Source organism: Paraburkholderia sp. SECH2, from assembly GCF_030464795.1.
Lineage (GTDB): Bacteria > Pseudomonadota > Gammaproteobacteria > Burkholderiales > Burkholderiaceae > Paraburkholderia > Paraburkholderia aspalathi.
Map to the genome: position 1 here is coordinate 271546 of NZ_JALPRH010000003.1, position 22519 is coordinate 294064.

A 22519-nucleotide genomic window follows, 5' to 3' on the forward strand; every position below is an offset into this window, starting at 1 on the left:
AATTGACATTTAGCGCAGCGTTCGCTGCTGCGTCACGTACTGCCTGAACCCTAGGTGAACACCCAAAGTACTCGCGTAGGTTCGTCGGAAAGATTGGCGTAGCGAAACCGCGCGTGCGCGGGCACCTGGAAGCCATCGTTAGGGCGGAGTGTCGCGGGTTGCGCTTCGTCGTCCAGCCAGATGGTTAACTCGCCTTCGAGGACGAAGCCACCTTGCTCGTCGCTGTCATTCAACGGTTTGTCGCCGCTGCTGGCGCCCGGCGCCAGGTGGCTTTCCAGCATCGAAAAACCCGCTGACATGTTCGGCGACACGAGCACGTCGGTCACGCCTTCGGCGTAATACAGCGTGCGGCGTTCATCCGGCCGGGTCACCCAAGGCAGCGCACGCGGCTTGCTCAGGCTATAAAAATAGGTGGTGGGTACGCCGAGCGCCTCGCCGATGGCGGTCAGATCGCCCACGGTCGGACGCGAGAGGCCGCGCTCGATCTGGGAAAGGAAACCCACTGAGCGGCCGATCTTTTCCGCCAGCGCGCCCAACGTCACCTTCTTATGCTTGCGCAGGTCCCGAATCAGTATCGCGAGACCTTCAATTTCTTCCTGCTTGTTCATCTTCTGCCTCTTCTCTCAGACTCTGTCGCGCAGACGATACCAGGTCTTGCCAATGACCTCCAGCGGCGCAGCCAGTAGCGTACCGCCGGGAAAAGGCGGATTGTCGATGGCCCGGTACAGGTCGAGCAGGTCGTCGTCACCGAGGATAGCGTCGGCGACCGCCCGGCCGGCGGCGAGCGTGGGCAGCACGCCGTGCCCCGAAAAACCTTGCAACCAGTAGCGCTCACCTTGTCGGCCGATATCCGGTGTGCGTTTCATGCTGATGTCGATATGCCCGCCCCACGCAAACTCGAATTCCACTCCGCGCAGTTGCGGGAATGCGCGCTCCAGATAAGGCCGGGTAGCCGCCGCAATATCCTTTGGAATACCGCCCGCGTACGTGCAGCCGCCGCCGAATAGCAGGCGGTTGTCAGGACTTAAGCGGAAGTAGTCGGGGACGAACTGGTTGTCGATCACGCAGCTATTGCGTGGCAGTAGCGAGCGGGCCGCCTCCGGCTGCAGCGGCGACGTGGCCACCTGATAGGTGCCAACAGGCAGCATGCGCCTGGAAAGTTTGCGGTCGAGGCGGTCGATATAGGCGTTGCAGGCGAGTACCAGCACGTCCGCCCGCACCTCGCCTTTATCGGTGCGCGCGACATAGCCGCCCTGCGTCTCGCGGTAGTCCAGGACCTGGCTCTGCTCGAAGATGCGTCCACCGGCCTGTTCGATCGCCGCGGCCAGGCCCTGGGCCAGTTTCAGCGGATTCAGATGGGCCGCCTCGGGATCGTAGAGTGCCGCCTGGTAGCGTTCGCTTGCAATCCATTGAGGCATTTCCTTGCGAGGGATGAAGCGCATCTTGTCGTAGCCCCACTTTTCCTCGGCTTCCCGTTGAGCCTGCTCGAGGAGCGCGGTGCGGCGCGGCAGCACCGCCGCCCACAGACTTCCCGCATGGTAGTCGGCATCGAAGCCATGCCGCGCCGGCAGCTCCCGTATCTCCGCGGCGGCCCAACGCATGCTGTCCCACAGTTGGCGGGCACGTTCCAGACCTAGCGCTGCTTCCAGCGGAGGCATGTCGCAAGACCAACCGAGCAGGGCCTGGCCGCCGTTGCGCCCTGACGCTGCCCAGGCCACCCGGCTGGCTTCGAGCACCGTGACACGCTTGCCCGCGAGGGCCAGACGCAGCGCTGTGTGCAAGCCACTGAAACCCGCGCCGATGATCAGCACTTCCGTGTCGAGACGCTCTTCCAGCGCCGGCCGCAGAGGGATCGGGGCAGGATAGGTGCGTGCGTAGTAGCTCGCGACGTGCTCGGCTGACTGGTCGAACATGTTGGCTCTCGTGAAAAATTAATCGGTAAATTTCATGAAAAAATACCATTCATTTTTCACGAACGCAAGCGCGCGTCAAAATGCCGATGTTCTTTTCATCGATCAACCTGAGGGGAAACGTACACCGGGCATCAGGCCGAGTTCCGGCAATGCGAGACTGCTATTGTTGTTCCGCCCCGAAGGCGTGCGGATCCGCACGGCGTCTTAGATCTTCGGTCGTTTCCCCGGTGTTATCGGGCCGCCAGCCCGGTGGCTTGGCGACATAGCCCCACGCCTCGCCGATGGAGCGCGCGGCCAGCAGGTCGCGCCACAGCGCGCGCCAATGATCGAACTCGATGGTCAGCAGGTTGTAGGTCGTCATCGGCCGGACCAGACCGTAGCGACACGGTACGTCGCGCCGTTCCGCGATGTAGGTCCCAAACAGCCGATCGAACACGATCAGCACGCCGCCATAGTTTCCATCGAGGTATTCGATGTTGGACGCGTGATGCACGCGGTGTGCTGAAGGCGTGTTCAGAATCCATTCCAGCGGTCCGAGGCGGGGAATCCATGTTGCGTGCAGCCAGAACTGGTAAAGCAAGTTGAGCGAAAGCAGCACCATCACAATCTGCGGCGGCATGCCGACAAGCGGCGCAAGCATGAAGAACAGCAAGGAACCCGTAAGACGGCCAGTCCAGCCGAAACGGTATGCGGCGGACAGGTTGAGTTGATTGGGTGAATGGTGAATAGCGTGGGTGCACCAGAACCAGCGTGTGCGGTGGGCGGCCCGGTGGTACCAGTAGTAGCAAAACTCCTGACCGACGAAGCACGCCAGCCAGGCGCTCCAATGGTTCATCGGCAGCGTCCAGAGCCTGTGCCGCCAGAACCAGTTCATGGCGTCGCTCCAGAATACGAGCGGCAGCAACCAGCGCAACGGATACTCACGAACGAGATAGTCGACCACCGAGACACTGGCCGCCCGCCAGTCGTAGCCGCGCCAGCCGTGGCGGACTGAAAGCACTAGCGCCTCGACCAGTGAAGAGGCGAGGACGAGGACGATAGCGAATTTGAGTATCGTGAGCAACGCAGCCATGACCGGACCATCCCTGTGCGTGATTCTACGCGGCTTGGTGGTAACCTTCCCCCCGCCTATTCAACCGGCCGGCGCGGCATCTTCCGCGCCGGCATCCAACATCGACCGAAAGAGTGATCATGACCAGTTCCATCTACAGCGCATCCGTCCCCGTCTTCAAGCAAATGCTGACTGCATTGTCCGAGGTGCTGAAGAAAGCCGAAGCGCATGTCACCGAAAAGAACATCGAGCCGAACGCGCTGCTGCAGGCGCGCCTGTTCCCGGACATGTTTCCCCTGGTGCGCCAGGTGCAGATCGCCGCGGATTTCAGCAAGGGCGTCAGTTCGCGCCTGGCCGGCGTAGAAGTGCCGTCGTGGCCCGACACTGAAGTGACGTTTGTCGACCTGCAAGCGCTGATCGCCAAAGCGTTGGCCCACCTCGGTACGCTCGACGCCGCCCAGTTCGAGGGTAGCGAGAACAAGGAAATCGTTCTGCGCCCGGGGACGCCGAAAGAGAAGAAGCTGGTCGGCAGCGCCTATTTGCAGAACTACGGTCTGCCCCAGTTTTTCTTCCACGTCACGACGGCCTACGCGATTCTGCGCCACAACGGTGTTGAAATCGGCAAGCGCGACTACATGGGATCGTACTGATCTTTGGAGCAGGGGCAGGGCGGTCATTTCATGTGCACTTGCTGTCCGGCCCGCATGCCCTTGCTCGATCGTTTGGTTTTATGCGTAGGCGGTGAATGACGGGTAAGCCGTGGAGGGATATCGCGTGCCACGCGAAAGATTTTCTTTCGCTACGGACAAGATATCGTCGATAGTCGATGAGTCTGTGAGCACGCATACTTCTTCCCCGGCAGACCCTTTTCAACGCCCGTCACCCACCTACGCAAAACCGATCGATCAGGGACATGAATCTGAGAACCATAAGCCTCATCGCAGCAACCTTCTTCGCGTGTGCTGTCACAACCGTAGGCCATGCGGCCGACGATCAGCAAAACAGAATCAAACGTACGGTCGACCACGCCATACAACCAGTCATGGCGAACGATGGTATTCCCGGCATGGCTGTTGGCATCATCGACGGTGACAGGCATTACGTATTCAACTATGGCCTGGCGTCGACGAAGACCAGAACGCCGGTTACCCCCGACACCTTGTTCGAACTGGGTTCTGTCAGCAAGACCTTGACGGCGACGCTTGCCTCCTATGCGCAGGTGAGCGGTTATCTATCCCTGTCGGATGAGACGAGCAAATACCTCCCGTCTCTGCGCAATAGTGAGTTCGGCAAGGTCAGTCTTCTCAACTTGGGCACGCACACGCCCGGCGGGCTCCCGCTGCAGGTGCCGGACAGCATCCGCAACGACGATCAGTTGATGCAGTATTTCAAGCAGTGGCAGCCCACCTATGCGCCGGGAACCCATCGGACGTATGCCAATCCCGGCATCGGCGCGCTCGGCCTGATAACGGCGAAGAGCATGGGGCAGGATTTCAGCGCGCTGATGGAAAATCGTCTGTTTCCCGCGCTTGATATGAAGCGCAGCTACATCAACGTTCCCGCCGGGAAATTGAGCGACTATGCTCAGGGCTACACGAAAGCAGGTGCGCCGATCAGAATGGCGCCCGGGGTGCTGTCCGCCGAAGCCTACGGTGTGAAGACCACGGCTGCCGACATGGTTCGCTTCGTGGAAGCCAACATGAATCTGATCCAGTTGGACCCGAAGCTCCAGCGCGCGATCACGGACACGCATTCCGGATACTTCAAGGCAGGGGGAATGACCCAGGACCTGATATGGGAGCAGTATCCGTATCCCGTCACATTGCAGACGCTTCTGGACGGAAACTCGTCGGCGATGATTTTCAACGCAACGCCGGTCACTGAAATCGTTCCACCGCAGCCCCCTCGTGAAGATGTCTGGATCAACAAAACCGGCTCGACCAACGGCTTCGGCGCGTACGTCGCATTCATTCCGCAAAAGCGGCTGGGGATCGTCATTCTCGCGAACAAGAACTTCCCCATTGATGAACGGGTGAGCGCCGCATACCGGATTCTCACGTCGCTGGCCAACGACGAACAATGAGTGTGTAAGCCGTTATCATCGACCGTAGTCCCCAAAGGAGAACACCCGATGAGCCGACCCGATTTCATCAAGCATTGGACTGAGCTGGAAGAACCGGATGCGCATTCCTATCGCGGCGATACCGAAAAAATGGCGCTTGATGCGCCGCTTTCCGCCGCACTCGGCATCACGCGCATTGGCATCCATCACGTGAGGCTTTTACCCGGCCGGCGCACGTCATACCCGCACGCCGAAAGTACCGAGCAGGAGTTTGTATACGTGCTCGAAGGCAAGCCCGATGTCTGGATCGACGGCGTGCTTCATTCGATTGCTGAAGGCGATTCCGTCGCGTTTCCGTCAGGCACGGGCATCTGCCACACCTTCATCAACAATACGAAGGACGAAGTCAGGCTGATGGTGATCGGTGAGCGTCCGCGCGACGACAACCGCATTCGTTATCCGGTCAACGAAGCGTACGAACAGACCCGCGCGGACCGCTGGGTGGACTGGCCCACGAGGCCGCTCGGGGACCACAACGGAATGCCGGACTGAGGTTCACGCCGTGGATGAACGCTACGGCGTACATCCGGAGTGCGGTCCTGCAGAAATCAGCGATTCACGCTAGGCTACCCTGTGGGCCGTTTTTGCGTCGCACCGAAGCGGCCGCGCCTCAGGTTATTTCAGTCAGGAAAGCAATGAAACAACAGCTAACAATCGATTTTGTCTCCGATATCGCATGCCCGTGGTGTGCCATCGGCCTGTCGTCACTCGAGCTTGCACTATCGCGCTTGAGCGATACGGTCGACGCTCAAGTCACCGTGCATCCCTTCGAGCTGAATCCGGACATGGGGCCGGACGGCGAGGCCATTGTCGACTATCTCGGCAAGAAATACGGACGCACCCCGGAGCAGATCGCGGAAACCCAGGCCATGATCCGCGAGCGCGGGGCGAGCGTTGGTTTTACTTTCGGCCCGCGTGAGCACGTCTATAACACCTTCGATGCGCACCGCCTGCTGCATTGGGCCGGTATCGAAGGCAAGCAGTTGCCGCTCAAACTGGCGCTGCTGCGGGCCTATCACGCCGAGGGTAAAGACCCGAGCAATCACGAAGTCCTGGTTGAAGCAGCCCAGTCCGTGGGGCTCGACGCCGCGCAAGCAGCTGAGGTGCTGCGCAGCGGAATCTATGCCGACGACGTCCGCGCGGAAGAACGGGAATACCAGGCGAAGGGCATCCAGTCCGTGCCGGCGATCATCTTCAACGGTCGCTATCTGGTCAGCGGCGGACAACCCGTGGAAACCTTCGAGCAAGTCATCCAGCAGATTCTCGCCGAAGCGTAGGGCTGCAAATCGGCAATCGCGCCGGCGACCCGTTGCGCGCAACGGGTCGTAACCGGGTTCATTGCCTGCACACCGAATCCCGCCACACTTGTCACTCACACCGTTCGATGCACGGCATTAGTGTGCTCTACAAGGACGAGGCTGGTGACGTGTTCCATAGCGCCTCGACATCCATAGGAGAGACGCTCGTGATGGATCGCATCATGGCGATGCAGACCTTCGTACGCATCGTCGACGCCAACAGTTTTACCCGCGCCGCGCAGTCGCTCGGGATTCCGCGCGCCAGCGCGACAACCCTCGTGCAGAACCTCGAGGCCATGCTCGGCATCCAGTTGCTCGTGCGCACCACGCGCCGGCTCAGTCTGACTGCCGAGGGGGCCGCCTATTACGAGCGTTGCGTGCAGATTCTCGCCGACATCGACGACATCGAGGCGAGCCTGCGGCATCCCGACGACCGGCCACGCGGGCGGCTGCGCGTTGAGATGCCGGCGGTCGTTGCGAACGCGATCGTGTTTCCGGCCCTCGACGATTTTCACGCGCGCTTCGAGCACATCCTGCTCACCTTCGGCGTCAGCAACCGCCAGGTCGAACTGGCCGGCGAAGCGATCGATTGCTGCATTCTGACTGGCAAGCCACCGGATGCGGGCTTCGCCGCTCGCCGACTGGGCGCGCTCGAGCGTGTGACCTGCGCGAGCCCGCTTTATCTCGCACGGTACGGCACGCCGCAACGGTTCGAGGAGCTAAGCGGTCACGCCGCGGTGAACCACACGTGCGCGCAAACAGGGCGTGCGGCGGATTTCGATTTTCAGGTCGAAGGCGACACGGTCAACGTGTCGCTTGGGGGCTTTGTGCAGGTGAGCGACGAGCACGCGTTCCTCGAATGCGGCCTGCGCGGACTTGGACTGATCCAGCCGCCACGGGCGTTGGCCCAGCCCTATCTTGACTCCGGGCGGCTGCGTGAAGTGCTGCCGCATCACAGGCCCGCGGCGCTGCCGGTATCGGTCGCGTATCTGCGTCATCGCCGCGCTCCGCCTCGCGTACTTACCTTCGTCAACTGGCTCGCGGAACTGTTCGAAACAGCGCGGCATGTAAGCCATGAGCAGCCGCCCGTGCAGCAGAGTCTGCGTGGCGTGGAGACCGCTGAACCGGCCTGAAACGAGCGGCAAACCACATAGTGGGAACCGGGCGTGAGATACCAGTGCGCACGACACTAGGGAATGCCTACGCTTGAGCCGTTGCCATTCAGCGTCGTAAAATCGTGGCACATCAGTTTGGGTGGCCCAGCAATGTGTCTGGCTTCTCGTTACGATTTCAGCCGCGATACCCGGCAATGCCCGGCGCAGCGGCTTCCCGCGCTTTCTCGACCCGCTCCCCGCATTGAGGCCAGCGGCGGTCGCGGAATTGCCGTCCAATCCGCGCCATGATCCCGCTCATTTCCGTTACAAGGCTCAACAAGCGCTTTCCCGGCGTGCGGGCGCTTCACGAAGTCCAGTTCGAACTCATGGCGGGCGAAGTCCACGCGCTGATGGGCGAGAACGGCGCCGGCAAGTCGACGCTGATGAAAATCCTCGCCGGCGTCTACACCCGGGATACGGGCGACATTCTCTATGACGGTCAGCCGGTCGAGTTCTCGAGTCCGCGCGAGGCGCAGGCTCTCGGCATCGGCATCATTCATCAGGAACTCCAGCTGATGAATCACCTGACCGTCGCCCAGAATATGTTCATCGGCCGCGAGCCGCGTGGGCGCCTCGGTCTGTTCCTCGACGAAGACAAGCTCAATGCGCAGGCGCGCGACATTCTTGCCCGCATGCATGTGAATATCGACCCGCGCGCGGTGGTCAGCACGCTTACCGTCGCGAAGCAGCAGATGGTCGAGATCGCCAAGGCCTTGTCCTTCGACTCACGTGTCCTGATCATGGACGAGCCGACCTCGGCGCTCAACGACGCCGAGATCGCCGAGCTATTTCGCATCATTCGCGAGTTGAAGAGCCGGGGCGTGGGCATCGTCTATATCTCCCACAAGATGGACGAGCTGAAGCAGATCGCCGACCGCGTCACCGTGTTGCGTGACGGGGAATATGTGGCCACCGTCACCGCGAAAGACACCAGCGTCGACGCGATCATCGGCATGATGGTCGGGCGCACCTTGACCGACGTCGCGCCTTCTGTGAACGTGACAGGCACAGGCGAGGTCGCGCTCGAAGTCCACAATCTGAACGCCGGCCCGCTTGTCAGAGACGTCAGCTTCACACTGCGCAAAGGCGAGATATTGGGTTTTGCCGGCTTGATGGGCGCCGGCCGCACCGAGGTCGCCCGAGCGGTGTTCGGCGCCGACCCGATCGAATCAGGTGAAATCATCGTGAAAGGTGTGAAGGCGACGATCAGGAATCCGAGCGATGCGGTGGCGCGTGGCATCGGTTATCTCTCGGAAGACCGCAAGCGCTTCGGTCTCGCGACCGGCATGAACGTCGAATCGAACATCGTCATGTCCAACCTGCGCAAATTCCTGTCGTTCAACTTTTTCTTGCGCCGCACTGAAATCCGCCGGACAGCCACCCATTTCATCAATCTGCTCGCTATTCGTACGCCCTCCGCGACGCAGGAGGTGCGGCTTCTCTCAGGCGGCAATCAGCAGAAAATCGTCGTTGCGAAATGGCTGGAACGCGACTGCGACGTGCTGTTCTTCGACGAGCCGACGCGCGGCATCGACGTCGGCGCCAAGAGCGAAATTTACAAACTCCTGCGCTCGCTCGCCGGAGAAGGCAAGGCGATCGTAATGATCTCGTCGGAACTGCCGGAGATTTTGCGCATGAGCGACCGCATCGTCGTGATGTGCGAGGGCCGCATTACCGGCGAACTTTCAGCCACGGAGGCGACGCAGGAGCGCATCATGCAACTGGCGACGCAGCGCGAAACCTTAAAAGCGGCGTGAGCCCGAAGAGGAGAGATCCAGTTTATGACACAGCCATCGGATACTTCGACGCTCGCTAACGAGGGACGGTTGTCCGGCCTCAGAGCCCGCGTCTTCACGCCGACTGCTCTGCAAAAGCTGCTCGCCTTCGGGAGCCTGATCCTGTTGCTGGTCTTTTTCAGCTTCGCGTCCCCTGCGTTCATGCAGATGGACAACATGCTCGGCATTCTGCAGGCAACGGCCGTCAACGGCGTGCTGGCGATTGCCTGTACGTTCGTCATCATCACCGGCGGCATCGATTTGTCCGTGGGCACCTTGATGACCTTCACGGCGGTGATTTGCGGCGTGTTTCTGACCTATTGGCATTTGCCGATGTGGACCGGCGTCCTGGCTGCGATCGGGACGGGCGCAATCTGCGGGACCATTTCGGGCACCCTCACGGCGAAGATGAAAATACCGCCGTTCATAGCCACCTTGGGCATGATGCTGCTGCTGAAAGGCCTTTCGCTCGTCGTCTCGGCCGACAAGCCGATCTATTTCACCGACACCGAAAACTTCTACATGATTTCCCAGGATTCGCTGATCGGCTCGTTCCTGCCGAGCCTGCCGGTTCCGAATGCGGTCCTGATCCTGTTTTTCCTTGCGGTGGTGAGTTCGATCACGCTCAATCGCACGGCGCTTGGCCGCTACACGTTTGCGCTCGGCAGCAATGAAGAAGCGGTGCGTCTTTCGGGCGTGAATGTCGACCGGTGGAAGATCGCCATTTACGGCCTCGCTGGGGCCATTTGCGGCATCGCTGGGCTGCTGATCGCCTCGCGGCTGAATTCGGCGCAGCCGGCGCTAGGCCAAGGTTACGAACTCGAAGCGATCGCCGCCGTGGTCATCGGCGGGACGTCGCTCAGCGGTGGTTCGGGCACGATTCTGGGCACGATCATCGGCGCGTTCATCATGAGCGTGCTGACCAACGGCCTGCGCATCATGTCCGTCGCACAGGAATGGCAGATCGTGGTGACCGGCCTCATCATCATTCTCGCCGTTTACGCCGACATTTTGCGGCGCAAGAAAAGCTGACGAAGGTGGACGCTACGCGAAACAGGATCAAGAATCAGGATCAAGAAAAGGGAGCGCCCAAGGCTCCCCGCACGGCTGAAGGTTGATGGCCAACTTAGGAGGAGAACCCCATGTTGAAAAGAAAACTAGTCGGTGTCGTGGTCGGCGTTGGCGCGCTCATTGGCGGAACGAGTGTGACGTTCGCGCAAGACACCTACATCCCGCTGATCTCGAAGGGCTTCCAGCACCAGTTCTGGCAGGCGGTCAAAGCCGGCGCGGAACAGTCGGCCAAGGAGCACAACGTCAGGATCACCTTCGAGGGTCCGGAAACCGAGGCCATGGTCGATAAGCAGATCGACATGCTGTCTGCCGCGCTCGCCAAGAAGCCCCAGGCGCTCGGCATCGCCGCGCTCGATAGCAAGGCAGCCATTCCCCTGTTGAAGCGGGCGCAGGCCGCCAAAATACCTGTGATCGCCTTCGACTCGGGCGTCGACAGCGACATTCCGTTGACCACGTGCGCGACCGACAATCTTGCCGCGGCGGCACTCGCCGCTGACAAGATGGCCGAGGCGATCGGCAATGCCGGGGAGGTGGGTCTGGTGGTGCATGACCAGACCAGCCGCACCGGCATCGATCGCCGCGACGGCTTCCTGAATGAGATGAAAACGAAGCACCCGAACATCAAGATCGTCTCAGTCCAGTATGGCGGCGGCGACCACCTGAAGTCGGCGGAAATCGCCAAGACGATGATCCAGGCCAACCCCAATCTCAAGGGCATTTTCGGGGCGAATGAAGGGTCGGCGGAAGGTGCTGCGATCGGGATCAAGGAATCAGGCAAGAAGCTCGTGCTGATCGGCTATGACTCCGGTAAGGAGCAGAAGGACGACATCAATTCGGGCTTGATGGCCGGCGCCATTACGCAGAACCCGGTCGGCATCGGCAAATGCGTTGTCGACTCAGCGGTGAAGGCGTTGAAGGGCGAGAAGCTGCCCAAGAAAGTCGACACGGGCTTCTACTGGTACGACAAGAGCAATATGAGCGATCCGAAGATCGCGGCTGTGCTCTACGATTGACCGGCACTACCTGACGCGAAGAGAGAGGAGGGGGCATGGCGCTCCCTTTTCTTTTCTCGTGCTGCCAAGTGTCCGCTTGGAACGAAGGTGGCTGCAAAGAGGTGGGGCGTGCACGTACGGCCTCTTTGCTTATAAGCAGAAGACGATAGCTGTCGCAGAGGAGGGGTTCAGATGCCCACGATCACCAAGCTGTCCGTCCGGGACATTCGGTTCCCGACCTCCCGTTCACTCGACGGCTCCGATGCGATGAACGCCGCACCGGATTACTCCGCCACCTATGTGACGCTCGAAACCGATTCGCCGACGGGTCTCACAGGCCATGGCCTTACCTTCACCATCGGCCGCGGCAACGAGATCTGCGTGAGTGCGGTAAAGGCGCTTGCCCCGCTGGTCATCGGCACAAAGCTCGAGGATATCGCTGCGAACATGGGCGCCTTCTGGCGCACGCTGACGTCGGACAGCCAGTTGCGCTGGATCGGTCCGGACAAGGGCGCGATTCATCTGGCGACCGCGGCTGTGGTGAATGCGGCCTGGGACCTGTGGGCCAAAGCGGAAGGCAAGCCGGTGTGGAAACTGCTCGTCGACATGAGTCCCGAAGAACTCGTGCGATGCCTCGACTTCCGCTATGTGACCGATGCGATCACGCCGCAGGAAGCCATCGCCATGCTGCACCGTCATGCAAAGACAAGAGGCGAGCGCGAAACGGAAATGCTGGCGCACGGCTATCCGGCCTACACGACATCGGCCGGCTGGCTCGGTTACGACGACGACAAGATTCGCCGGCTCGCACGTGAAGGCGTCGCGCAGGGCTGGACGCACTTCAAGCAGAAGGTGGGCGGCAATCTTGAAGAAGATATGCGCCGTGCCCGCATCCTGCGCGAAGAAATCGGCGAAAACCTGAAGCTGATGATGGACGCGAACCAGGTGTGGGATGTCGACGAAGCGGTCGCGAACATGCGGCGCCTGGCGGAATTCGATCCCTGGTGGATTGAGGAACCCACGAGTCCCGATGACATTCTCGGCCACGCCGCTATCCGCGAGCGGATTCGGCCTATCGGTGTCGCGACGGGCGAGCACTGCCATAACCGGGTGATGTTCAAGCAGTTGCTGCAGGCGCAGGCCATCGACTTCTGTCAGGTCGATAGCTGCCGCCTGGGCGGTCTGAACGAGGTGATCATCGTCCTGCTGATGGCGGCGAAATTCGGTGTGCCCGTGTGTCCGCATGCGGGCGGGGTCGGTTTGTGCGAGTACGTCCAGCATATTTCGCTGTTCGACTATATCTGCGTGTCGGCGTCGCTGGACAACCGGGTGCTCGAATACGTGGATCATTTGCATGAGCATTTTGTTGACCCTGTCGTGATTCGAAACGGCCGTTATATGCCGCCGCAACGAGCCGGCTACAGCATCGAAATGCATGCGGCGTCGCTCGATGAGTATGACTTTCCCGAGGGGCCGGCCTGGCGGGTTTGAAGCGGCACGCGCGGGCCCCTCTGCGGCTATTGGCTAACTTGTACTCGCCAAGGCGACGATAAAGTCAAGAAACACCCTTGTCTTGGCCGGCGTGTGGTGTCGTGATGGATGGTACGCATAGAGCGGGAAGCGTTCATCCGGCCAGTCTGGGAACAGGTTGACGAGCCGTCCCTCCCGAATCAGGGGTTCCGCTCCGAGCAGAAGCATCTGCGCGATGCCGGAGCCGGCCAGGCACGCGTTGAAGAGTGCGCTCGGATCGTTCACCGTAAGCCGCCCATTCGTTTCGACAACCAGCTTTTTGCGCTTGCGGTGAAACTCCCACGGATACGGCTTGCCGGTTTCCGGGTTCCGGAATTCGAGGCACCGGTGCGCCCCGCCGCCCAGATCTTGAGGCTCCGCTGGCCGCCCCCGGCGCGCGAGGTACGAGGGTGCTGCGACGGTGACAACTGCCGTGTCCAGAAGCTTTCGCGCAATCAGACTGGACGAGCGAGGTTCGCCAAATCGCAAGGCCAGATCGAAGCCGTCCACGATGAGGTCGCCGAGCTGATCTCTCGCAATGAACTCGAGTTCAAGTTCAGGATGCGCATCCATGAATTCGTCGAGCTTCGGGCCCAGAACGATTCGAAAAAAAGCGGGATCAAGATTGATTCGCAGTTTCCCGCGCACTGTCGCGGTGCCGCCTGAAGCGGCGGCCGCCGCTTCCTCCATTCCCCTTAAGTGCGGCATGACCTGCTCGTAGAACCGTTTGCCCTCTTCCGTGAGGGAAACGGCGCGGGTCGTGCGATTGAAGAGCCGTATTTTCAGCCGCTTTTCGAGCCGGGCGATTGCCCGGCTAACTCCGGGGGGCGACATACCCATCACTTCGGACGCGGCTGCGAACGTCCCCGCATCGACGACGGCCGCAAATACGCTGATACCGCTAGAGAGATTCTCGCTGGACGATCTCATTGACGCTCCCCGCACAGTGCTTCAAAAACCGCACTATGGCTCATTAGTGACTACCTGTCACTTCACAAGTGTCATTCGTATCATTTAGTTTCTCATCGAGTTTACCCACAATGCATCCCAACGGTCCGTTTCGACCGCAACGATCCAAAGGAGCATTGCCATGAATACCCGTTATTTCGCAGTTGCTATTGCCGCGGCCATCGCCTTCCCTGTCGCTGGCTACGCCCAGGAATCCTCGACCGTCACGCGTGCCCAGGTGCGCGCGGAACTCGTCCAGCTGGAAAGCGTGGGCTACCAGCCCGGCCGCGCCAATGATCCGCATTACCCCACCGACATTCAGGCAGCCGAAGCAGCAGTGGCCGCGCGGAAGGGCGCCGAGTCGAACGTCGCCAGCGGCGTGGGCGGTGTGCGCAGCGGTTCGTCCGATTCGGGCAATCGCGTTGCCGGGGCGGCCCTCGCGAATGCACCGTTCAACTCGCTTTACGCACATCGTTGATCGGCGCGTCACACCAATCATTGTTCATTCCAATTTCCAAGGAGTAGGAGATGACCGTTCAACTCACCCGCCGCGACCTGTTAAAGCGGGCGTCCGGCCTCCTGGCGGTCGCCGCCGTGGGCGGATTGACCAGCATCGGAACAGAGGCCGCGGAGGGTCATCAGGAGCGTCATCGTGTTCTGGTCCGCAACCCTGCCTTTGCCGCGATTGATCTCTCCCTGCGGCAGGCCGTCGACAACGGCGCCGTAGCCGGTGTGGTGGCGATGGGTGCCACGCAGCGCGGGCTTGTCTACGAGGGCGCATCGGGCCATGCCAATCCCCAGACGGGTACGGCGATGACGCCCGACACGGTGTTCTGGTTGCTATCGATGACCAAGGCGATCACTGCGACCGCCTGTATGCAACTCATCGAGCAGGGCAGGCTCTCACTCGATCAACCCGCGGGCGACATTCTCCCGGAACTGAAGTCGCCGCAAGTGCTGGACGGCTTCGATGCATCCGGACAGCCGAAACTGCGCCCTGCGCGTAACACGATTACCGTGCGTCATCTGCTGACTCACACGTCCGGCTTCACGTACAGCATCTGGAGCGAAAACATGAGCCGGTACGAAAAGGTGACCGGCATGCCGGATATTGGCTACTCGATGAACGGCGCGTTCAAGGCGCCGCTGGAGTTCGAGCCTGGCGAGCGCTGGCAGTACGGCATCGGAATGGACTGGGTGGGCAAGCTGGTTGAGGCGGTGACCGATCAATCGCTGGAGGTTTATTTTCGCGAGCACATCTTCGCACCGCTCGGCATGAGCAATTCGGGATTTCTGATCAGTGGCGCGCAGAAGCAACGCGTGGCGACCATGCACAACCGGCAACCCGATGGATCGCTCAAGCCCGCTCCGTTCGAGATCAACCAGCGCCCCGAATTCTTTATGGGCGGCGGCGGGGCATTCAGCACGCCGCGCGATTACATGGCGCTCCTGCAGATGCTCGTGAACGGCGGGACGTACCGCGGCGAGCGGGTCCTGCGCGCCGACACCGTTGCGACGATGTTCCAGAATCACATTGGAGATCTTCAGGTAACCGAAATGAAGACAGCACAGCCGGCGTGGTCGAACAGCTTCGATCAGTTCCCTGGGATGCCGCACAAGTGGGGGCTTTCCTTCGACATCAACACGCAGCCGGGTCCGCATGGCCGCAGCGCGGGCAGCGTTAGCTGGGCGGGACTGCTGAATAGCTATTTCTGGGTTGATCCTGTCAGGAAGGTGACCGGCACGCTGTTCACGCAGATCCTGCCGTTCTACGACCCTCGCGTGGTGGATCTGTATGGACAGTTCGAGCAGGGTCTGTATCACGGCTTGCAACACGCCTGAGCACTGGTCAGTGATCGGCACTCGGGACACATCTATTTACGCATGGAGAAACTGCAATGTATGCAATCACAGGGATAACAGGAAAGGTCGGCGGCGCGGTGGCGCGCACGTTGCTCGCAGCGGGTCAGCCAGTTCGCGCGGTGGTACGCGATGCCGCTCGAGCACGTTCGTGGGCTGAGCGCGGCTGTGAAGTGGTGACGGCCGACATGGACGACGAGGCATCGCTAACCGCCGCTTTCGAGGGCGCGCAAGGCGTCTTCATCCTGCCGCCGTCCGAGTTCGATCCGTCGCCGGGCTTTCCCGAAGCACGTGCAGTCATTGACGCTGTGCGTGGGGCGCTGCAGTCCGCGGCGCCTGGCAAGGTGGTCTGCCTGTCGACGATCGGCGCGCAAGCCACCGAGATCAATCTGCTCACGCAACGTACGCTGATGGAGCAGGCGCTTCAGGATTTGCCGATGCCGGTGACATTCCTGCGTCCCGGCTGGTTCATGGAAAACGCCGCGTGGGACGTGGCGCCGGCCCGCGACACAGGGGTGATCCCCAGCTTTCTGCAGCCGCTCGACAAGGCGGTGCCGATGGTCGCTACCTCGGACGTGGGTCGCGTTGCCGCGCAACTGCTTCAGCAAACCTGGCTTGGCGTGCGTGTCGTCGAGCTGGAGGGACCGCAACGTGTGAGCCCGAACGATCTGGCCGCGGCATTTGCCCAGGTGCTCGGTCGTCCGGTTCGTGCGGAGGTGGTGCTGCGCGAAACATGGGGCGAGCTGTTCCGCTCCCAGGGCACGACGGACCCGTTGCCGCGCATGCGCATGCTCGACGGCTTCAATGAAGGCTTCATCGCCTTCGAAGGCGATGAAGCCGACATCGTCAAGGGCGAGGTGGAACTGGAAACCGTTCTGCGAGGCCTCGTTTCGCAGGCGAGCTAACGCGGGCACACCCGGTGACGTGTGCAGATCCCGCGTCGCCGGGTACTTTCCGTTCATCGTTCAGCAAGGGACTCATATCAAGGGGTTCGCTATGGATTCTAGATTTTGAACTGACCAGAAACATGTCCCCAAGGAATTACCCTGGCCGCAGTCAAACCGCTTGACATCCTGAATTTGGCTTCATAAATTCGCTTCGACTGAGCCGTCATTGTTTCCGGCGGCTCCACGGCAACGATGCCGTGCTACATATGAATGGCTATGCAGCCCCCGAACTTGCGTCCAACGCTGGTTCGGGGGCTTTTTGCTTTTGGGAGAAGAAATGATGACGTTGCAGTACAACCCCGCGGAACGTGGTGTCGCAGATATGGTGGTCGCGTGCGTTCAGATGGAACCTCATGTCGGCAGTAAGCGCGACAACGTGGCGCAATGCATCCGCCACCTCGAAGCCGCGGCGCATCACGGCGCGTCTCTGGTGGTGTTGCCGGAGCTGGCCAATAGCGGCTACGTGTTCAACGATCGCGATGAGGCGTTCGCGCTGGCCGAAACGCTGCCGGAAGGGGAAACCGCGCAATTGCTTGCGGAAACGACGCAGCGCCTTGGCATCCATGTCGTGATGGGTATTGCCGAGCGGGCGGGCAAGCAACTCTACAACTCAGCGATCCTGACTGGCCCGGCGGGTCACATCGGCGTCTATCGCAAACTGCATCTCTGGAACAACGAACATCGCTTCTTCGAACCGGGCGATCGTGGCGTGCCGGTGTTCGACACGCCGCTGGGACGAATCGCCATCGCCATCTGCTACGACGGCTGGTTTCCCGAAACATACCGGCTTGCCGCGATGCAAGGTGCCGACATCGTCTGCGTGCCCACCAACTGGGTGCCGATGCCGGCGCAACCGGACGATCGACCCGCCATGGCCACGACGCTCACCATGGCGGCCGCGCACAGCAACGGCGTGGTGATCGCATGCGCAAATCGCATCGGCACGGAGCGTGGTCAACCGTTCGTCGGCCAGAGCCTGATTGTGGGCGGCAACGGGTGGCCGGTCGCGGGCCCGGCCAGTGTCGATCGCGAAGAAATCCTGTACGCCGCAATCGATCTGACGCGCACCCGTTCGGAACGCACGCTGAACGCCTTCAATCACGTGCTGAGCGATCGGCGCGCGGACGTGTACGACCCGATGCTGGGCACCGGTTGGCCGACCTCACGCGCATGAGGCATCCGATGGCACGCCCGTATGAAACACAAGAATTTCATTCGACCACTGTGAGGAAAAATCCATGACTCCGTTCAATAGACAAATCCTTGGCGCCGCCGCGGCGCTCGTCGCGGCCTGCACCTGCATGAGTGCGCTCGCTGCCGATCCGATCAGGATCGGCGTAGCGGTGGGGCTCTCTGGCGCAAATAGCGTGGTCGCGCCGGCCGTCGTGCAGTCGTCGCAACTCGCTGTCGACGAAATCAACGCAGCAGGTGGGATCATGGGCCGCCAGTTGCAGCTCGACATCACCGACGACGCGTCCGGTGCAGTCGGCGCGCAGAAAGCGTACGACACGCTCGTGTTCCAGAAGAACGTCGACGCGATCATTTCCATGGAAACGAGCGCCGCGCGTAACGCCGCGCTGCCGATCGTGGCGCGTGGCAAGAAGCCGTTCGTATATACGTCGTTTTACGAGGGCCGTTCGTGCAGTCCGTGGATGTATGTCAACGGCTGGGTGCCTGAGCAGCAGGTCGCGCCGGTGGTCGATTACTTCGCGAAGAGCAAGGGCGCCAAGACCTTCTATCTGGTCGGCAACGACTACGTTTTTGGCCGCGGTATGCTTGGATTCACCAGAAAGTACATCGAGGAGCACGGCGGCAAGGTGGTCGGCGAGGAGTACTTGCCGATCGATGGCACCGACTGGACACCGATTCTCTCCAAGATCCGCGCGGCTCATCCCGATGCGTTGATCAGCGCGACGGCCGGCGGCGCGCCTAACGTGTCGCTCGCCAAACAGTTGAAGGGCTCCGGCATGACGCTGCCTTATGGCAACCTGGCGATCGACGAAGGCACGGCGAAGAGTATGGGCGACGTCGCCACGGGCATGTATATGTCGGGCTCCTACCTGACGGGTATCGATACGCCGGGCAACAAGAAGTTTCTCGCGGCCATGGACAAGAAATTCGGCAAGGATCTGAAGACGCCGAACGAGTTGTCCGAGCCGCAGTACGAGGCCTTTTTCCTGTACAAGGCTGCGGTTGAAAAGGCGGGCTCAACCGACGCTGACAAGGTGATCAAGGCGCTGGGCCAGGTGTCGTTCGACGGGCCACGCGGACCAGTGGCCATGAACAGGAGCCGCCACACGCCTCTCGCCATGCGCCTTGGCCAGATACAGGCAGATGGCTCGATCAAGATCTTGCAGACCTTCCCGAGCGTGGATCCGGGCGCGCAGTGCCCGAATATCAAGTAGACGCAACTGGAAATACAGCATCCGCCTGATGCACATTCGCAGGCGGATGCGACCGGAGAAGACAATGGTTCTGGCACTCGACATTTTCACAACCGCGGCGGTGCTGTTCATCGTGACCGCAGGGTTGATGGTGATTTTCGGCGTGATGAAAATCGTCAATTTCGCCCACGGTGCGCTACTAACAATAGGCGCATACGCGAGCTTCGTCGTGACGCAGCTCAAGCTGAGTCCGTGGCTCGGATTGCCGCTCGCGGTCGTGGTGGGTACCGTCGTGGGCATGCTCGTCGAGCAGGTGATCGTGCGCCCGCTCTACAAACGCCCACTCGACGCGATCCTTGCTACCTGGGGTCTCGGCATCGTGATTGGGCAGCTCATCGTGATGACCTTCGGCCGCGAGGCGCAATTCGTGGAGACGCCGCTCAAAGGAGCCGTCACCATCGGTGGGACCGATTACTCGGCCTATCGTTTGCTGCTGATCCCGATCGCACTCGGTCTGTGCATTCTCATGACCGCGCTGCTCACGGGAACGCGCTTCGGCATCAAGACGCGCGCGGTGATCATGAATGAGGATCTGGCGCGAGGGCTCGGCATTCATTCCGGCCGCATCCGTTTTATCACCTTCAGTCTGGGCGCTGCGCTCGGTTCGCTCGCCGGCACGCTCATTACGCCGCTGTCGAGCGTCGACCCTGATATGGGACTGCCGTGGCTGGTGAGCGCGTTCATGCTGGTCATGGTTTCAGGACATTCGATGCTCAGTCTGCTGGTGACGTGCCTCGTATTCGGCGCTTGCCAGGTGCTGGTCAGCACGTTCGTTAGTCCGGTGCTGGGCGGATTGACTATCGCGGTGCTGGCGGCGCTCACGCTGCGCATTCGTCCCAAGGGGTTCTCTCATGGCTAAAGTCGACGCATCGCCACATGGAGCCGGAGATCAAGCTGTACAAAACGATGAGCGGGTAAGCAACGGACGAACGATTCACGGACGCGGTCTGCTCGTGGCCGGCGGCCTGGCCGTTGTGCTGCTGGCCGCGGGTCCGCTTGTCTTCGGCTCGTATCTGCTCAACGTCCTCATTCAGGCCTTCTTCTTTTCGATCGTGGCCGTGACCGTGGATATTCTTTGGGGGTACACCGGGTATCTGACGTTCGGGCAATCGGCGTTCTTCGGTCTGGGCGCCTATGCCGCGGGTCTTGTCTTTACACACGGCGGCTTTTCGGCGGGTTATGTGGCGCTTGCCGTGGGAGCGGCTATCGCGGTGACCGCGGCCGTGGCCGCATTGCTCGGCTGGCTGTCGTTCTATCGCGGCGCGTCGCCGTTCTTCGCGACGGTGATGTCGCTCGTATTGCCGATCGTTCTCAGCCAGTTGCTGCTCTCCGGCGGCGCGTGGACGGGCTCGAGTTCGGGACTCACCGGCTATGAGACCTTCGATCTTTCGCTGCAGGCCTGGTACTGGCTCGTCGGCGCTGCGCTGCTGGCTGTTGCATCGATTGCGTGGCTATTTGTTCGTAGCGACGGCGGCCGCGTGCTGGCTGCTATCCGCGACAACGAATCACGCTGCGCATATCTCGGCATCAATACGTCGCTCGTCAAGATCGTCTTGCTGGTTGCAACCGCGGCCATCGCCGGCGTTGCCGGATTTGGCTACGGATCGTTTAGCGGCGTGGTCGCGCCTGAGCTGGCCGGGTTTGTTCTTGGCACCCAACTGATTATCTGGGTCGCGCTCGGCGGTCGGGGAACGTTGTGGGGACCGGTGATCGGCGCGCTTCTGATCAATGTCGGGACCGCCTATCTCAGCGGCAGCATGCCGTTCGCGTGGCAACTGATTCTGGGTGCTGCATTCGTGGCTGTGATTGTGCTGTTGCCGCAAGGTTTGGTGCCGCTGTTGCTCAAGCCATTGCGCCATCTGGCGGGTCACGGCGCCGAACCGAAGCTGGTTGAGCGCGACGTCGGCGCAGCTCATGAACGGGCGCTATCAGTGCCAGCGCTGCAGATGAACGGCGTCGCCAAACATTACGGCAGCCTGAAAGTGTTGCAAGGCATCGATCTGAACGCCGATGGCGGTGAACTGGTTGGCCTCATCGGCCCGAACGGCGCCGGTAAAACGACGCTTATGCGCTGCATGAGCGACGGCGCGGAACGTTCTGCCGGCACGGTCACGCTGTGTGGCAACGATGTCCGGCAATTGCCGCCGGACCGATGTGTGCATTTCGGCTTGGGGCGCAAGTTCCAGAACGCAAATATCTTCGAGACGCTTACCGTTGCGGAGTGCCTGAGAATCGCCGGCACCATCATCGAGCGGCCATCGCTCCTGCGACGCTCCGCGACGCTTGCACTGCCGCCCTATGCGCTGGAGGTGCTGCGTACCACCCATCTCGATCAGAGGCTGGGCGCTGTCGCGAAGGATCTTTCGCATGGCCAACAGCAGGCGTTGGAACTGGCGATGGTGCTCGCACTGGAGCCGCGTATCGTACTGCTCGACGAGCCCACGGCAGGCTTGACCAAAACGGAGCGCACGCAAATCGGCAATGTGCTCGCCGCGTTGGCTCACCAGTATCGGCTTTGTTGTCTGCTGGTGGAGCACGACCTCGACTTCGTGGCCGAAATTGCCACGCGTATCGTCGTCCTGCATCAGGGGCGCATCGTGATGCAAGGCAACTTCGACGAAGTCGTCAACTCGGAGCTGGTCAGAACGATTTATGCCGGGACTGCGCAAAGCGCCGCGGCAGGCGAAAACGTCGGACAACGGGAGGCGTCATGAGCCAGATTGCGCTGGAGTTGCAGGACGTGACGAGCGGATACAAGGCTTCGGTCGTGCTGCGCAAGCTCTCGATGACCGTTGCCGACGGCGAGGCCGTCGCGCTGCTCGGCAAGAACGGCATGGGCAAGACGACGGTGCTCAAGACGATCATGGGCTATCTGCCGAAGAAAGCCGGCGCCATCCGTGCGCGCGGGCAAGATATCACGCGCATGGCGCCTCATCAGATCGCGCGCGAGGGCATTGCTTACGCGCCGCAGGAACATGCATTGTTCCAGGACCTCACCATTCGCGACAATCTGCGTCTTGGGCTCCAGAAGGCGTCGGCGTTCGACGAACGCTTTGCCGCGATCGAGCCAGTGTTCCCGGTATTCGCAAGTCGCCTGAAGCAGTTGGCCGGCACGCTTTCCGGCGGCGAACAGAAGATGCTGCTGGTGGCGCGCGCGCTCATGATGCGTCCTTCGCTCATTTTGCTCGACGAAATTACGGAAGGGTTGCAACCGTCCGTGATCGACCGTCTCGCCGACGCACTGCTATGGGAACGCAGCCAGCACGGCACGACGCTGCTGCTGGTAGAGCAGAATGTTCCTTTTGCGCTGAAGGTTGCCGACCGCTACGCGGTACTCAAGCAAGGCGAGATCCTCGAGCATGGCAACGCGAAAGATGAAGCAGCGGTAGGATCGATCTTCGAACACCTGCGTGTGTAAGCAACATTCAGGATGAC

Annotated in this window: 21 protein-coding genes; 17 read left to right on the top strand and 4 right to left on the bottom strand. The window is 61.1% G+C overall.

The features are described 5' to 3' along the window. Positions 1-50: 50 nt before the first annotated feature. From M0D66_RS08355 to M0D66_RS08365, 3 genes are all read right to left on the bottom strand, one after another. A complete protein-coding gene (locus M0D66_RS08355) occupies positions 51-608 on the bottom strand; it encodes a helix-turn-helix domain-containing protein (RefSeq protein ID WP_200654128.1) in 558 nt (185 codons plus the stop codon). 15 nt (positions 609-623) lie between these two features. Beyond that, a complete protein-coding gene (locus M0D66_RS08360) occupies positions 624-1913 on the bottom strand; it encodes an FAD-binding oxidoreductase (RefSeq protein ID WP_266210548.1) in 1290 nt (429 codons plus the stop codon). Between the two features lie 160 nt (positions 1914-2073). Continuing rightward, the gene (locus tag M0D66_RS08365; protein ID WP_266210549.1) at positions 2074-2985 is read right to left on the bottom strand and encodes a sterol desaturase family protein; all 912 of its coding nucleotides are present in this window, start codon (positions 2983-2985) and stop codon (positions 2074-2076) included. A gap of 119 nt (positions 2986-3104) precedes the next feature. Here M0D66_RS08365 and M0D66_RS08370 point away from each other — a divergent pair, with 119 nt between their 5' ends. The 9 genes from M0D66_RS08370 (at position 3105) to M0D66_RS08410 (ending at position 12867) form a co-directional block, all read left to right on the top strand. Further along, a complete protein-coding gene (locus M0D66_RS08370; RefSeq protein ID WP_266210550.1) occupies positions 3105-3614 on the top strand; it encodes a DUF1993 family protein in 510 nt (169 codons plus the stop codon). Between the two features lie 263 nt (positions 3615-3877). After that, positions 3878-5047: a class C beta-lactamase gene (gene ampC, locus M0D66_RS08375; RefSeq protein WP_266210551.1), complete on the top strand. Its 1170-nt coding sequence runs from the start codon at positions 3878-3880 to the stop codon at positions 5045-5047. 48 nt (positions 5048-5095) lie between these two features. Next, positions 5096-5578 carry a cupin domain-containing protein gene (locus M0D66_RS08380; RefSeq protein ID WP_200621637.1) on the top strand — a complete coding sequence of 161 codons (483 nt, stop codon included), beginning with the start codon at positions 5096-5098 and terminating at the stop codon, positions 5576-5578. Positions 5579-5721: 143 nt separating this feature from the next. Continuing rightward, positions 5722-6363, top strand: coding sequence for a DsbA family oxidoreductase (locus M0D66_RS08385; protein ID WP_093633195.1), 642 nt, complete (start codon positions 5722-5724; stop codon positions 6361-6363). 188 nt (positions 6364-6551) lie between these two features. After that, positions 6552-7517, top strand: coding sequence for a LysR family transcriptional regulator (locus tag M0D66_RS08390; RefSeq protein WP_211702615.1), 966 nt, complete (start codon positions 6552-6554; stop codon positions 7515-7517). Positions 7518-7783: 266 nt separating this feature from the next. After that, positions 7784-9295: a sugar ABC transporter ATP-binding protein gene (locus M0D66_RS08395; protein ID WP_266210552.1), complete on the top strand. Its 1512-nt coding sequence runs from the start codon at positions 7784-7786 to the stop codon at positions 9293-9295. A gap of 24 nt (positions 9296-9319) precedes the next feature. Beyond that, positions 9320-10345, top strand: a complete 1026-nt coding sequence (locus tag M0D66_RS08400) for an ABC transporter permease (RefSeq protein ID WP_093633192.1) — start codon at positions 9320-9322, stop codon at positions 10343-10345. A 110-nt stretch (positions 10346-10455) separates the two neighbouring features. Beyond that, positions 10456-11397: an ABC transporter substrate-binding protein gene (locus tag M0D66_RS08405; RefSeq protein WP_200621635.1), complete on the top strand. Its 942-nt coding sequence runs from the start codon at positions 10456-10458 to the stop codon at positions 11395-11397. A gap of 171 nt (positions 11398-11568) precedes the next feature. Beyond that, positions 11569-12867 (top strand): L-fuconate dehydratase, encoded by a 1299-nt coding sequence (locus tag M0D66_RS08410; RefSeq protein ID WP_093633190.1) that lies wholly within the window; start codon positions 11569-11571, stop codon positions 12865-12867. A gap of 33 nt (positions 12868-12900) precedes the next feature. Here M0D66_RS08410 and M0D66_RS08415 read toward each other — a convergent pair whose 3' ends face one another. Further along, entirely contained in the window at positions 12901-13815 is a 915-nt protein-coding gene (locus M0D66_RS08415) for a LysR family transcriptional regulator (RefSeq protein ID WP_093633189.1), read from the bottom strand. Between the two features lie 160 nt (positions 13816-13975). On the opposite strand from M0D66_RS08415, the gene M0D66_RS08420 reads away from it, so the two are divergent. The 8 genes from M0D66_RS08420 (at position 13976) to M0D66_RS08455 (ending at position 22502) form a co-directional block, all read left to right on the top strand. Next, a complete protein-coding gene (locus M0D66_RS08420) occupies positions 13976-14311 on the top strand; it encodes a DUF4148 domain-containing protein (protein WP_093633188.1) in 336 nt (111 codons plus the stop codon). Positions 14312-14361: 50 nt separating this feature from the next. Then, entirely contained in the window at positions 14362-15675 is a 1314-nt protein-coding gene (locus tag M0D66_RS08425; protein ID WP_093633187.1) for a serine hydrolase, read from the top strand. Between the two features lie 56 nt (positions 15676-15731). Then, positions 15732-16598 (top strand): NmrA family NAD(P)-binding protein, encoded by an 867-nt coding sequence (locus tag M0D66_RS08430; protein ID WP_093633186.1) that lies wholly within the window; start codon positions 15732-15734, stop codon positions 16596-16598. Between the two features lie 319 nt (positions 16599-16917). Continuing rightward, positions 16918-17814, top strand: coding sequence for a nitrilase family protein (locus tag M0D66_RS08435; protein ID WP_093633185.1), 897 nt, complete (start codon positions 16918-16920; stop codon positions 17812-17814). 64 nt (positions 17815-17878) lie between these two features. After that, on the top strand, positions 17879-19045 hold the full coding sequence (locus M0D66_RS08440; protein WP_093633184.1) for a substrate-binding protein: 1167 nt from the start codon (positions 17879-17881) through the stop codon (positions 19043-19045). Positions 19046-19109: 64 nt separating this feature from the next. Next, complete coding sequence (locus tag M0D66_RS08445; protein WP_200564904.1) at positions 19110-19943, top strand: branched-chain amino acid ABC transporter permease; 834 nt, start codon at positions 19110-19112, stop codon at positions 19941-19943. Then, entirely contained in the window at positions 19936-21798 is a 1863-nt protein-coding gene (locus M0D66_RS08450) for a branched-chain amino acid ABC transporter ATP-binding protein/permease (protein ID WP_266210553.1), read from the top strand. The genes M0D66_RS08445 and M0D66_RS08450 overlap by 8 nt, the downstream gene beginning before the upstream one ends. Beyond that, complete coding sequence (locus tag M0D66_RS08455; RefSeq protein WP_093633181.1) at positions 21795-22502, top strand: ABC transporter ATP-binding protein; 708 nt, start codon at positions 21795-21797, stop codon at positions 22500-22502. Before M0D66_RS08450 ends, M0D66_RS08455 begins: the two co-directional genes overlap by 4 nt. Positions 22503-22519 lie beyond the last annotated feature (17 nt).